At 57.7% G+C, this 14,207-nt stretch carries 8 protein-coding genes; all 8 read right to left on the bottom strand.

The features are described from left to right. Nucleotides 1–7: 7 nt before the first annotated feature. The 8 genes from HBO10_RS05295 to HBO10_RS05260 all read right to left on the bottom strand — a co-directional run bounded on the left by HBO10_RS05295 (nucleotide 8) and on the right by HBO10_RS05260 (nucleotide 14,101). Nucleotides 8–919, bottom strand: a complete 912-nt coding sequence (locus HBO10_RS05295; RefSeq protein ID WP_003188486.1) for an ABC transporter permease subunit — start codon at nucleotides 917–919, stop codon at nucleotides 8–10. A 10-nt stretch (nucleotides 920–929) separates the two neighbouring features. Beyond that, nucleotides 930–1,940, bottom strand: a complete 1,011-nt coding sequence (locus tag HBO10_RS05290; protein WP_003171721.1) for an ABC transporter permease subunit — start codon at nucleotides 1,938–1,940, stop codon at nucleotides 930–932. Between the two features lie 75 nt (nucleotides 1,941–2,015). After that, nucleotides 2,016–3,614, bottom strand: a complete 1,599-nt coding sequence (locus HBO10_RS05285) for an ABC transporter substrate-binding protein (RefSeq protein WP_034126280.1) — start codon at nucleotides 3,612–3,614, stop codon at nucleotides 2,016–2,018. 80 nt (nucleotides 3,615–3,694) lie between these two features. Beyond that, nucleotides 3,695–5,089 carry an OprD family outer membrane porin gene (locus tag HBO10_RS05280; RefSeq protein WP_003188488.1) on the bottom strand — a complete coding sequence of 465 codons (1,395 nt, stop codon included), beginning with the start codon at nucleotides 5,087–5,089 and terminating at the stop codon, nucleotides 3,695–3,697. A 171-nt stretch (nucleotides 5,090–5,260) separates the two neighbouring features. Then, a complete protein-coding gene (locus HBO10_RS05275; RefSeq protein WP_034126281.1) occupies nucleotides 5,261–6,865 on the bottom strand; it encodes an ABC transporter substrate-binding protein in 1,605 nt (534 codons plus the stop codon). 305 nt (nucleotides 6,866–7,170) lie between these two features. Continuing rightward, on the bottom strand, nucleotides 7,171–8,799 hold the full coding sequence (locus HBO10_RS05270) for an ABC transporter substrate-binding protein (RefSeq protein ID WP_034126282.1): 1,629 nt from the start codon (nucleotides 8,797–8,799) through the stop codon (nucleotides 7,171–7,173). 258 nt (nucleotides 8,800–9,057) lie between these two features. Then, the gene (locus HBO10_RS05265) at nucleotides 9,058–10,659 is read right to left on the bottom strand and encodes an ABC transporter substrate-binding protein (RefSeq protein ID WP_034126283.1); all 1,602 of its coding nucleotides are present in this window, start codon (nucleotides 10,657–10,659) and stop codon (nucleotides 9,058–9,060) included. Nucleotides 10,660–10,756: 97 nt separating this feature from the next. Beyond that, nucleotides 10,757–14,101: a DUF6543 domain-containing protein gene (locus tag HBO10_RS05260; protein WP_034126284.1), complete on the bottom strand. Its 3,345-nt coding sequence runs from the start codon at nucleotides 14,099–14,101 to the stop codon at nucleotides 10,757–10,759. Between the last annotated feature and the right edge of the window lie 106 nt (nucleotides 14,102–14,207).

Below are 14,207 nucleotides of genomic sequence, written 5' to 3'. Positions count from 1 at the left end.
AATCTCCTCAGGCGGCGTTCTTGAGTTTCGGGTCCAGCGCATCGCGCAGGCCGTCACCCATCAAGTTGATTGCCAGCACGCTGAGCAAAATGGTCAAGCCAGGCAGGCTCACGACCCACCAGGCGCGTTCGATGTAGTCTCGGGCCGAAGCCAGCATGGTGCCCCACTCAGGGGTTGGCGGTTGTACGCCAAGGCCGAGGAAGCCCAGGGCCGCGGCATCGAGAATCGCCGAGGAAAAGCTCAAGGTCGCTTGTACGATCAGCGGCGCCATGCAGTTAGGCAGCACGGTGATGAACATCAGGCGTGGCAGGCCGGCGCCAGCGAGGCGGGCGGCAGTCACGTAGTCGCGGTTCAGTTCGCCCATCACGGCGGCGCGGGTCAGGCGCACATAGGATGGCAACGACACGATGGCGATGGCGATCACGGTGTTGATCAGGCCAGGGCCGAGGATGGCGACAATCGCCACGGCCAGCAGCAGCGATGGCAGGGCCAGCATGATGTCCATCAGACGCATGATGGTTGGGCCGAGCAAGCGCGGGAAGAACCCGGCGAACAGGCCCAGCAGGATACCCGGGATCAGCGACATCACCACCGACGACAAACCGATCAGCAACGATAGACGCGAGCCCTGGATCAGGCGTGAGAGCAAGTCACGGCCCAGTTCGTCGGTGCCCAGCAGAAATTGCATTTGCCCGCCCTCCAACCACGCCGGTGGTGTGAGCAGGAAGTCACGGTATTGCTCGCTGGGGTTATGCGGTGCAACCCACGGGGCGAAGATCGCGCAGAACACGATCAGCAACATGAACAGCAGGCCGGCGACCGCGCCTTTGTTCTTGGAGAAGGCTTGCCAGAATTCTTTGTACGGGGACGGGTACAGCAGGCTCTGATCGACTGCTGACACTTGAGTAGGTGTGGTCATGGTCATGATCTCAGCGCTGGTGACGGATGCGTGGGTTGGCGAAGCCGTAGAGGATATCCACCACGAAGTTCACCAGGATCACCAGGCAGGCGATCAGCAGAATGCCGTTCTGCACCACCGGGTAGTCCCGCGCGCCAATGGCTTCGATCAGCCATTTGCCGATGCCGGGCCACGAGAAGATGGTTTCGGTCAGTACCGCACCGGCCAGCAGCGTGCCGACTTGCAGGCCGACCACGGTGAGCACCGGGATCAGTGCGTTACGCAGGCCGTGCACGAACACCACGCGGGCTGGCGACAGGCCCTTGGCCTTGGCGGTACGGATGTAGTCCTCACGCAGCACTTCGAGCATCGACGAACGGGTCATGCGCGCGATCACCGCCAGCGGGATGGTGCCGAGCACGATGGCCGGCAGGATTAGGTGGTGCAATGCATCCCAGAACGCGTCCGGCTCGTCGGCCAGCAGGGTGTCGATCAGCATGAAGCCGGTGCGCGGCTCGATGTCATAGAGCAGGTCGATACGCCCGGATACCGGGGTCCAGCCCAGGCTTACCGAGAAGAACATGATCAGGATCAGGCCCCACCAGAAGATCGGCATCGAATACCCCGCCAGGGAGATGCCCATCACCCCATGGTCGAACAGGGATCCTCGCTTGAGTGCCGCGATCACCCCGGCCAACAGGCCCAGGATACCGGCGAACAACAGCGCGGCCATGGACAGCTCCAGGGTCGCGGGGAAGAGAGCGGTGAATTCGGTCCACACGCTGGTGCGTGTGCGCAGCGATTCGCCAAGGTCGCCCTGGGCGAGCTTGCCGACATAGTCCAGGTATTGCGCATACAGCGGCTTGTTAAGGCCAAGGCGCTCCATTGCCTGTGCGTGCATTTCGGGGTCAACCCGTCGCTCGCCCATCATGACTTCTACGGGGTCGCCTGGAATCATGCGAATCAACGCAAAGGTCAGCAACGTGATGCCGAAGAACGTGGGGATCAATAACCCCAGTCGGCGGGCAATAAAACTAAACATCTTGGTGTGTACCTCAATCAGCCGGTTAGGCAGGTCCGGCACCGTCAGTGTCGACGGTGCCGAGCGTTTTTCTTATTACTTCACCTGGGTGGTGGCGAAGTTATTCGTACCCAGAGGGCTTTGGATGAAGCCTTCTACGTTCTTGCGCATGGCGGTGAATAGTTTCGGGTAAGCCATGGGAAGCCATGGTTGGTCTTTTTCGAAGACATCCTGTGCTTGTTCATAGAGCGCGGCCCGTAAGGCCGGTTCCTTTTCCGCACGAGCTTTGTCGATCAAGTCCTGAAACTCTTTGTTACACCAGCGGGCGTAGTTTTCGCCGTTTTTTGCCGCATCGCAACTCAGGTTCGGGGTGAGGAAGTTATCCGGGTCGCCGTTATCACCGACCCAGCCTGCCGACACCATGTCGTGCTCGCCGTTTTTAGCGCGTTTGAGCATTTCGCCCCATTCCATGACTTTGATATTGACCTTCAGGCCAACCTGCGCCAGATCCGCCTGCATACGCTGGGCGCCGAGCATCGGGTTAGGGTTTGTCGGGCCGCCGCCGTTACGGGTGAACAGCGTGAACTCGGTGCCTTCCGGCACGCCGGCTTCCTTGAGCAGGGCGCGCGCCTTATCCAGGTCGCGCGGTGGGTTTTTCAGCTTTTCACTGAAACCCAGCAAGGTCGGCGGATACGGGCCGGTGCCCACGACTGCATTGCCTTTGCCGAACAGCGCTTCGGTATAACCGGCCTTGTCGAACGCGATGTTGATCGCGTGACGTACTCGGGCATCGCTCATGTATTTGCGAGTGGTGTTCAATGCGGTGTAGCTGGTGGTCATCGCCGCCAGTTCATCGACCTTCAGGTTCGGGTCTTTCTTGATGCTTGGAATGTCATCCGGCTTGGGGAACAACGCGATCTGACATTCGTTGGCCTTGAGCTTTTGCAGGCGCACGTTGTTATCGGTGGTGATCGCCAGAATCAGCGGGTCGACCGCCGGCTTGCCGCGGAAGTAGTCCGGGTTGGCCTTGAAGCGCGCCTGGGCATCTTTCTGATAACGATTGAAGACGAATGGGCCAGTGCCGATAGGCTTGGCGTTGAGGTCTTCAGTTTTACCGGACTTGAGCAACTGGTCGGCGTATTCCTTCGAGTGGATTGAAGAGAATGCCATACCCAGGTCGGCCAGAAACGGAGCTTCCGGACGGGTCAAGGTAAAGACGACGGTGTGATCGTCGGTCTTTTCTACGCTCTTGAGCAGTTCCTTGAACCCCATGCTTTCGAAGTACGGGTAGCCCACGAGGGACTTGTTATGCCACGGGTGATTCGGGTCCAGCTGGCGCTGGAAGCTCCAAAGCACATCATCGGCATTCAGGTTGCGCGTGGGTTTGAAATAGTCGGTGGTGTGGAACTTGATGTCGTCACGCAGATGGAAGGTGTAGGTCAGGCCATCGGCGCTGATTTCCGGCAGGTCTTTGGCCAGGGCAGGGACCACTTCAGTGGTGCCGGGCTTGAAGTCCACCAGGCGGTTGAACATGGTTTCAGCGGCGGCGTCAGCAGTCACAGCAGTGGTGTACAGGACCGGGTCGAAACCTTCCGGGCTGGCTTCGGTGCAGACCACCAGCGGTTTGGCCGAAACGCCGATCGCCACGCTCAACAGCGCAGCGGCCATGGCGGCTTGTAGTGGGAGCATTTTCATTCAGAGCCCTCTGCAATCGATGGAGCCAGAAAAGCGTAGGCGGCGGGCTCGTCCTGAGCTCGCCGCCTGCCTGGCGCTAATTAAAGGATGTTGAACGGGATGGTGGTAACCAGACGGAACTCTTTGATGCTGCCGTCGGACTGGAACTCGCTGCCACGGTGCTCAACATAGGTTGCGCGCACGGTGGTGGCTTTGAGTGGGCCGCTCTGCAGCGCGTAAGAGGCGCCTACACCGTATTCCTGGTGCTTCTCGCCGTCCTGGGACTGGATGCCGTCATAAGCAAACTTGGCCCGGCCATTGTTGCCGGTGTAGTGGGTACCGTCGATGCCCCAGCCGCGTGCCGAGTAAGCGTTGAACTTCAGGCCGGGTACGCCGTATTCAGCCATGTTGATGGCATAGGCGATCTGGAAGGATTTCTCGTTCGGGCCGTTGAAGTCAGACGTCAGGGAGTTGGCCAGGTAGATACCGTTGGTTTCGTGCAGGTAGTCGAAGTACTCGTTACCGTTCACTTGCTGGTAGCCGAAGGTCAGGCTGTGTGCCTGGTGAGTCAGGCCCAGGGAGAGGGAGAAGGTATCGTTGTCGATTTCCCCCATCTCTTTTTTGCCTTCATCGACAGTCTTGTAGTAGTTGAAGCCGGTGGTCAGGCCCAACTGCTGCGCGTCGCCCAGCTCGTGGGTGGCGCCGAAGTAGTACTGGTTCCAGAAGTCCTTCACGTTGGCGGCGAAGAAGCTGGTTTTCAGGCTTTTCAGCGGCTGGTAGTTCACACCCAGGGTCGACACTTTGTCGGTTTCTGCGCCATTGCCGTATTCGCTACGGAATTTCGACAGGCTCTGCTCGCTACGTGGCGAAACGCGGTCGAACACGCCGCCCTGGAACGACAGGTTGCTGAACTCTTCGCTGTTGAAGCTCACACCCTGGAAGCTCGAAGGCAGAGCACGGTTGCCGATGGTGTCGACGATGCCGCTGCTGAAGTTCTGGCGACCGGCGGTCAGTGTGGTGTTGGACACGCGGAATTGCACGTTGGCCAGGCCCAGTTTGCTCCACTGGTCTACGGCGTCACCGTTGGAGTCGGCCAGGGTACGGTTGGAGCCGCCTTTGATATCACGCTTGCTGCGATCCAGCACCAGGGCGTTGTACACCGCCACTTCAGTCTTGACCCCTACGGTGCCCTGGGTGAAACCCGAGCTGGCGTTGAGGATGGTGCCCTGCACCCAGTTGGTACGGTTGCGATCGGTCAGGGTCTGGCCGTGCTTCTGGTACGAGAAGGTGCCCCCACGGTATTTGCTTTCATGGGAGTACCAGTTACGTGTGGTGCCGCCCAGGCTGAAATCTTCGATAAAGCCTTTGGCCTCGCTTTGGGCGCTGGTGCCGGCCAGGGTGGTAGGAACGAAGTCCTGGCTTTGCGTTTCAGCGTAGGCGGTGGCCGTGATGCTGCTGATGGCCAAGGCCAGAAGCGCTTTGCTGCTCAGTTTCATGGGTGAAGCTCCTTTGGTTCTCTTTTTTAATGCCGGTCTTTTTGGGTGATCCGGCTATTGGGTGTGGAACTCGTTCAAGCTATTGCAAACGTTTGGCGTAGGAAATTTCCCAACAAAAGCCTGCACGTTTGCCGGGGAGCGTATTTCGCTCCCCGCCATCCGGTTATTTTCTTATGGGTTGATGCTGACGCCCGAGAACACGTTGCGGCCGAAGGGGCTTACCTTGAAGCCTTCGACTTTGGCGCTTAACGGCTGGTTGACCGTCGAGTGGGCGATGGGCGTGATCGGCACCTGCTGCTTGAGCAGTTGCTGCGCCTGTTTGTACAGAACAGTCCTTTGTTCGCGGTCGGTCACGACCTTGGCTTGCTTGATCAGCTTGTCGTACGCCGGGTCGCACCACATGGAGTAGTTGTTCCCGCCGATGGCGTCGCAGCTGTAGAGGGTGCCGAGCCAGTTGTCCGGGTCACCGTTGTCGCCAGTCCAACCGATCAGGCTGACATCGTGCTCACCGTTCTTGGTGCGCTTGATGTACTCACCCCATTCATAGCTGACGATCTTGACCTTGAGGCCGATCTTGGCCCAGTCGTTCTGCAGCATTTCCGCCATCAGCTTGGCGTTGGGGTTGTACGGACGTTGCACTGGCATGGCCCACAGGGTGATCTCGGTGCCTTCCTTGACCCCGGCGGCCTTGAGCAACTGCTTGGCTTTTTCCGGGTCGTAGGTGGCGTCCTTGATGCTGTCGTCGTAGGACCACTGCGTCGGCGGCATGGCGTTGACCGCCAGTTGCCCGGCGCCCTGGTACACAGCATTGAGGATGCTCTGCTTGTTCACCGCCATGTCCAGCGCCTGGCGTACTTCAAGCTGATCGAATGGCTTGTGGCGCACGTTGTAGGAGATATAGCCCAGGTTAAAGCCCGGCTTGGTCAGCAGTTGCAGGTTCGGGTCGGCCTTTAGGGCCTCGACATCGGCAGGGCGTGGATGCAAGGTCACCTGGCATTCGCCGGCCTTGAGCTTCTGTACGCGTACCGAGGCGTCGGTGTTGATGGCGAAGATCAGTTGGTCCAGCTTGACGCGGCTCGGGTCCCAGTACTGCTTGTTGCCCACGTAGCGGATCTGCGAGTCTTTCTGATAGCGCTGGAACACAAACGGGCCAGTGCCGATCGGCTTCTGGTTGATGTCGCTGGGCCGGCCTTGCTTGAGCAACTGCTCGGCGTATTCCGCCGAAAGGATCGCGGCAAAGCTCATGGCGATGTTCTGCACGAACGCGGCGTCGACCGTGTTCAGCGTCATCACCACGGTGTACGGGTCGGTTTTCTCGACCTTGGCGATGTTCTTGTTCAGGCTCATCCCGTTGAAGTACGGAAACTCGGTGGGGTAGGCCTTGCGGAACGGGTGTTCGGGGTCAAGCATGCGGTTGAAGGTGAACAGCACGTCGTCGGCGTTGAAGTCCCGTGTCGGCTTGAATTCCTTGTTGCTGTGGAACTTCACCCCTTCACGTAGGTGGAAGGTGTAGGTCAGGCCATCCGGGGAAATATCCCACTTGGTTGCCAGCCCAGGGACGACGTCGGTCGCGCCTTTTTCGAACTCCACCAAACGGTTATACAAAGGCTCCGCCGCATCGTTGTCGGTCGCGGTGGTGTATTGCGCAGTGTCAAACCCTGCCGGGCTGCCTTCGGAGCAGAACACCAGGCTCTTTTTCTCGGCGGCTTGGCCCATGGTGGCCATGGCCAGCAGGCTGGTGGCAAACAGAGCGGATACAACGGTGGTATGGCGCATGACGATCCCGGTCCTTGTTTGTAGTTATCAACAGCGAGCCTTCCTGCTGGCTTACAGCCAGGCAGACATCACTGATCCCACACACAGCAAGTGCCCTTCCCAGAGTGATGCCTCTGCTGTCCTACGACCTTATGGGGCGCTGACCTTGCAGTAAATGCGTCAATTCTGACTGACCTTGTAGGCAACGGAGGCACGGGTCGCAGTTCATTGCTGTAAGACGGCAACGCTTGCAAACGTAGTCTGTTTCCTAAGGTCCAGGCGGATGGAATAACGGCGACGTTAGGAAACGTCGCCGTTATTGAACCTTACTTGCCGCTGACGCTAACGCCGTAGAAGGAGTTCAAGCCAAACGGGCTGATCTTGAAATCCTGCACGGTATTACGCATGGGTTGATACACCGTCGAGTGCGCGATAGGTGTCATCGGGACTGCATCTTTGAGGATATGTTGCGCCTGCTTATACAGCTCGGTGCGTTTGGCGACATCCGATGTGGCCTTGGCTTCTTTAACGATGCCGTCGAATTTCTTGTCGCACCATTTGGAGAAGTTGTTGCCCGACAGCGAGTCGCAGCCGAACAGCACGTTCAGCCAGTTGTCCGGGTCACCATTGTCGCCGCTCCAGCCAATGATCATGGCCTGGTTCTCGCCGCCTTTGGAGCGCTTGATGTACTCGCCCCACTCGTAGCTGACGATGTTGACCTTCAGGCCGATCTGTTTCCAGTCGTTCTGCAGCATCTCGGCCATCAATTTGGCGTTGGGGTTGTAGGGGCGCTGGACCGGCATGGCCCACAGGGTGATCTCGGTGCCTTCCTTGACGCCAGCGGCCTTGAGCAATTCCTTGGCCTTGGCAGGATCGTACTTGGCATCCTTGATGGTGGTGTCATAGGACCACTGGGTCGGCGGCATGGCGTTGACTGCCAGTTGGCCGGCACCCTGGTACACGGAGTCGATGATCTGCTGCTTGTTCACCGACATGTCCAGGGCTTCACGGACGCGCAGGTCAGCCAGCGGGTTCGCGGCGGTCTGGCCCTTGAGTACTGGCATGACGTTATAGGCGATGTAGCCCAGGTTGAAACCGGCCTGGTGCGGCAGTTTCAGGTCCTTGTCCTCACCCAGCGCCTTGAGGTCGGCCGGACGTGGGAACAGGGTGATCTGGCATTCGTTTTTCTTGAGCTTCTGGATACGCACCGACGGGTCGGTGGTGATAGCGAAGATCAGGTTATCGATCTTCACGTCTTCAGGTTTCCAGTAGTCCTTGTTGCCGGTGTAGCGAATGTTCGAGTCTTTCTGGTAGCTCTTGAACACGAACGGACCAGTACCGACCGGCTTCTGGTTGATGTCGGCAGGCTTGCCTTCCTTCAACAACTGCGCAGCGTATTCGGCGGACTGGATCGAGGCGAAGCTCATGGCCAGGTTCTGGATGAACGCGGCGTCCACGGTGCCAAGGGTGAACTTGACGGTGTGGTCATCGATTTTTTCGATGTTCTTGATGTTGGTGTCCATCCCCATGTCCGTGAAGTACGGGAACTCGGTGGGGTAGGCCTTACGGAATGGATCGTCTTTATTGATCATCCGGTTGAAGGTGAACAGTACGTCGTCAGCCGAAAATTCACGAGTTGGCTTGAAGTACGGGGTGGTATGGAACTTGACGCCTTCGCGAAGGTGGAAGGTGTACGTCAGGCCATCCGGGGACACGTCCCAGCTAGTGGCCAGGCCAGGAACGACGGCGGTGCCGCCACGTTCGAACTGGCTCAGGCGGTTGAACATGGTTTCGGCCGAGGCATCGAAGTCTGTTCCGGTGGTGTACTGGCCTGGATCAAAACCGGCCGGGCTCCCTTCGGAGCAGAACACCAGGTTAGTTGCCGCAAGGGCTACGGGGGCTGCGGCCATAAGGCCAGCGCTCACTAATAACGGAAGGACTGCGTGTTTAAGCATGTTGGCCTCATGATTTGTTGTCATTTTTGGTGGTGAGGGCGACCTCGTGAGTCGGCCTGCGGATACTTATGCAGGCGCCATACCCAATGCAAGATGCAGAGCGGTTGCAAAGGGAAAACTGTGGTACGAACGTACAGGAATGTCGCAATTATGAAAGTTTCGACACAAAAGTGCCTGTTTGGAGGGTTTTTTCGGTGCAAATGGCGCACCAAAAAAGCCCAGCCGAGGCGTCTAGCGCACTCGGTTGGGGCGCGGCTGTTACTTATCTAGACCCACACCGTAGAACGGCGTTAGCCCAAACGGGCTGATCTTGAAGTCACGCACTTGCTTGCGCATAGGCTGGAAAACCGTCGAGTTCGCAATAGGCGTTATAGGTACTTGTTCCTTAAGGATTTTCTGTGCCTGCTGATACCACTTGATGCGCTGCTCGCGGTCACTGCTGACCTTGGCTTGCTGCACCAGCTTGTCATAGGCCGGGTTACACCATTTGGCGTAGTTGCTGCCCTTGACCGCAGCACAACTGTAGAGCACGCCCAGCCAGTTATCGGGGTCGCCATTGTCGCCGGTCCAGCCATAAATCATTGCATCGTGTTCGCCATTTTTGGCGCGCTTGATGTATTCGCCCCACTCATAGCTGACGATGTTGGCCTTGATGCCGACCTTGGCCCAATCCTGTTGAATCATTTGTGCAGACATCCGCGCATTCGGATTTGAGGCGCGTTGTACGGTCATTGCCCACAGGTTGATGGTGGTACCTGGTGCAACCCCTGCTTCTTTTAGTAGCAACCTTGCCTTGGTCGGGTCGTAGGGGGCGTCCTGGATTTTCGGGTCATAAGACCACTGCGCGGGAGGTAGTGCGTTCTGCGCCAATTGCCCGGCGCCCTGGTACACGGCCTTGATGATTGCGGGCTTGTCGATGGCCATGTCCAGTGCCTGGCGAACCTTGAGTTGATCCAGCGGCGGGTGAGTCACGTTATAGGCCAGGAAGCCCAGGTTGAAGCCCGCTTGTTGCAGTACGCGCAGGTTGGGGTCTTGCTTCATCACCTCGATATCGGCGGGGCGTGGGTAACCGCTGACCTGGCATTCGCCCGCCTTGAGTTTCTGCAGGCGCGCGGCGGCGTCCGGGGTGATGGCGAACACCAGGTTATCGAGCTTCACGTCCTCGGGCTTCCAATACTGTTTATTGGCCACATAACGGATCTGCGAGTCTTTCTGGTAGCGCTTGAACACAAACGGCCCGGTGCCGACCGGTTGCTGGTTGATCTGCTCCGCCTTGCCTTCTTTCAACAACTGGGTGGCGTATTCAGCCGATTGCACAGAGGCGAAGCTCATGGCCAGGTTTTGCACGAACGAAGCATCGACCGTGTTCAGGTTGAACCGCACGCTGCGCTCGTCGAGTTTTTCGACGTTCTTGATCGTGGTGTTCAAGCCCATGTCGGTGAAGTAGGGCGACTCTGAGGGGTAGGCCTTGCGAAACGGGCTGTCGGCATCGAGCAGGCGATTAAAAGTGAACAGCACGTCATCGGCGTTGAAGTCACGAGTCGGGGTGAAGAAGTCGGTGGTATGGAACTTGACGCCTTCACGCAGGTGAAAGGTGTAGGTCAGGCCATCCTTGGAAACATCCCAACTGGTGGCCAGGCCAGGTTCGACTTCGGTACCGCCGCGCTTGAACTGGGTCAGGCGGTTGAACACGGTTTCGGCGGACGCATCGAAATCGGTGCCGCTGGTGTATTGGCTGGGGTCGAAGCCGGCGGGGCTGGCTTCGGAGCAGTAGACCAGGGTGGTGGCTGCCTGGGTCATTGGTATAAAGGCCAGAAGGCTTGCGGCGAGGAGCAGTGGCTTTACGGCGATTTTTTCCATGGAGACCCCTGAGGCGGCGGGCATCTTAAAGCAGCCCAAACAAAAACGGCGGTCACCGAGGTTACCGCCGTTCAGCTGGCTTAGGTAGGGGATACCTTTATGCGGGGGATACCTCTATACGGGTGGGAGCCGATTTATCGATTGTAACGGGCGGGCCGTCTATTTCATTACTTTCACGAAGGGTGAAAGTCCGAGTGGCTGTTATGTTCACGTCATCGACGAGGGTGGACTCACCTCTAACATCATATTTCAGGTGCCATTGGGTGACTATTGTGACCTCGGTCTCATTTTTTAGAGGGTTGTAGTCGATGAAGTACTGCCGGTCGCCAACGCTGCTGCTATAGCCGTCTTTCACTCGCGGAGGTTGCAATTCAAACCACGCAGGAGCGGAAGAACCTTGATGAGCAACCTCTGAAATTGCCGCTCGCATGTCAGGATTGGGCACGGTGCGCTCAAATGTATCGATCCCGTCCCTTACCAGACCCTCACGAATTGACCCTTCTAAGTTATCTGGGATGGTCATTCCTGCTAGCTGCCGGGGTATGTTGATCTCAACGTTCTCCAGGCCAGGGCGTCTTATTGTGTAAGGGTCTCGGTCGATGTCTTTGATAAAGTATTCGGAGTAATTGCTGCTACCAAACGAGGAGGGGGAGGCTGTTTCCGATTCAAGTACGGTGAAATCCGCGCTGTCTGCTGTCCAGGAAAAGACAGGACGATTTTCTAAAATACCGTTATTTTCCCTGAAAGTGACGCCATATTTATAGTTCGCTTGCTCTTCAACGTTGAAATACTTGTCGAATAGGTCAGCGCCTTTCATTTTGGTGCCGTCTAACTCAATAAAATTATCCGATACATGTGCGGGCGTTTTTAAATCGTTACTGGGTGTCGGGGACACAGGACGTTGCCACGGCCACGGCCATTTTATCCCGCCATCACCCGGTGCCCGCGCCCACTCTCCGTTACGCCCGGGTGTGATGACCATCAGCCCCGCGCCGTTATCGGGGTTGATGACTCTGGCAAATGCATCACCGGTCCGGTAACGCCCCGATATCTCAAATACCTTGCTCGCCCCCGTCTCGTCGGTAAGGCGCACTAACTGGCGCAGCACTCCCTGACTGTCGGTTACTCGATAAACACCCAACGCGTCGCGAGGCGCGTTCTTTATCAGCTGTTCACCCTCCGGGACGGCATATTGCGCCATTGGAATGAGTGAACGGGATCTGGGGAGTGGGGCGTTAACGGAGTCGCTAACCACAGGGGTGCCTGTGGACGTCCCAGGTTGTGGTTCGCGAGCGTTTGCCCTGGGGAGAGACTGGGGCTTAAGGCGCGGCAGTTCTTTTTCTGCGGGCAGTGCAAAAGGGTCTTCCGGCACAGCACTGGCACCGTAGGAAAACACTGTATTGAGTAAGCCATCGAACGCTTTGGAGGCGCCCTCATCCCGCTCTGTCACGGTGTCGCCAGACGAGGTTTTTTCTGCCCCTAGCACCACCTCGGTCAACCCGGCCGCCACCGCTGCGGCGGCTACGGGCGCGGCGATGGGCGCGAGTTTGACCAGCAGGCCGGCGGCTACGGTGATGTCGTTCAGCCACGTATCGCGAATCACCTCGCTGTCGGACTTGATGACTACATCGGCATCACTGTTCATCCGCTCTTTGGCGGCCGTCGCCAATGTGGAAAAAACGTCGTCTTTAATGGCAGCGTGGCTGCGGTCAATCGCTGACCCCTTCAACTCACCACTGGCCATTTTCGCCAAGAGGGTGTCCAGGCCATCCTTCTTTTCGCCCACATGGGTGAACCACAGAATGGGCATCAGTACTTTTGCCGCGCGTTCAGCAAAGCTCTTGGTCTGGTCCTGGCGATAGATCATCGGGAAGTGAGCCGCCAGTGCTTCGCGTTTTGCAGGGTCCTTGGCTTGCTCGAGCAGCCACTGATCCAGCTTCTCAATAGAATCAAAGCGCAAGAATGCGGGTTCGGCGCCCGGTATATAGAGCACTTGCCGGCCACCGTCCGCAGCGCTGAATCTCACTATATCGCTGGACGTAACCCCGTGGAGGCTCAGGGCATGCGCTTGAACGTTGCCGTTTGCCGGTGCTTTGGCCTTGAGTTGTTCCACGGTGATCGGGGCGTTTTCATCGAGCGTAAGGTTGGACACAGCACCCATCACCAAACGGTAGTCGTCACGGGTGAACTGGTGCTCGGGCGCTTGCAAGGAACGTTCAAGAGGGGGTCTGCTCTCGGCGCTTTTCAATTGCTTGCGGGCCTGGAAGATGAATTCACCTTTGATCGTCGTCTCATACTCGTCGTTATGCGTGCTCCAGAAGTGGTCAATCTTCTGGGTCATTTGGGTCTGAAAGTCGGTTTTCCAGCTTTCATGCATCACTTGGGACGGCTTGAGGTCGATTTGATTGTGTTTGCCGTAGCCGCCTTTTTCGCTTTGCCCAGCAGGCTGGGTATACAGCCCCGCTTCCAGGTCCAGGTTGCCGGGCACCCAGTCGTGCTCGGAGAAGTTCTTCAGCAAGGCGTCGGGCAAGCGCAGCGAAGACCAGGGTTCTTGAAAGGTGTGTTCCCAGCCGGTCGCCGTGTCTGCGCTTTCGCCACCTTTGAAACGGTTCAAGTACACGGTGTCGGAGTCGATAGGTTTGCCCGTGAGTTTGAGCAGCAGGTCATCCGCCCACTTTTTGGCCTCTGCCCGCGTATTGGGCAGGTTGTCTGCGACGTCAACGGCCAGGCGCTTGTAAGCCAAGGCTTGTGGTGCGGTGCTGTAGTAGTTGGCGGCGTTGTGTTTTTGCACCTGCAGCGCCTGTGGCGAGCGGCTGCTGGCAGGGCGCAGGCGGTCATCGGCGGGGATAGGATCGAAGGTGTCTTTGTGTTCCAGGTGCCTTATTTGTGTTCGAGCCTGTGACAGCTTTTGGGGAAGGGGCACACCTTCAAAGTTGGCCACCACTTTTGCGCTGACCTTGATGGAGTCCTTGCCCAGCCTCACACGTAAATCACCGTTATTTCCAGGGGCGATAATCTTTGCGGCGTCCAGCAATGGTCCTGAAATTTGTCCCCAGCCTGATGAATCCGAGAGATGGAAGGTTTTAGTTTTGCCCTCGACCTTGGCGGACAAGGTACCTGTAGACGGGTTGATTGAAAGCAAGGTGTCCGGGGCGAAGTGTTGTTCCTGCAGCCAGCCTTGTACCACGGCGTTTTCCAAATGCATGCGATACAGCCCAAGCCACTGGCCCAGAGTGCTCTGGGGCGGCACGGTTATAAGCCCGGCATTGCCGTGTAACACCTTACGTTGTGCGGCCTCGAGATAGGCCTTGAGCAGTGCTGTTTCGTCGGGTTGGGCGGTTTTTGCAGTGGGCGGTGTCGCCTGCGCTTGAATGGCCGACGTCGGTTTGGCGACTACGAGTGGCAGCGATAACCTGTGGGTTGAGTTGAGTGACAGGGACATAAATTCGGCTCTCATTGTATGAATAAATGCCAGCACATCCCTCCCTGGTAGCTATGGCAGTAATGAGTCGTGGAAGCCGGGCACTTGATTCCTGCGAGATGTACTG

Source organism: Pseudomonas sp. WS 5503, from assembly GCF_012985385.1.
Classification (GTDB): domain Bacteria; phylum Pseudomonadota; class Gammaproteobacteria; order Pseudomonadales; family Pseudomonadaceae; genus Aquipseudomonas; species Aquipseudomonas paracarnis.
This window is presented reverse-complemented; position numbering and strand designations above follow the sequence as displayed.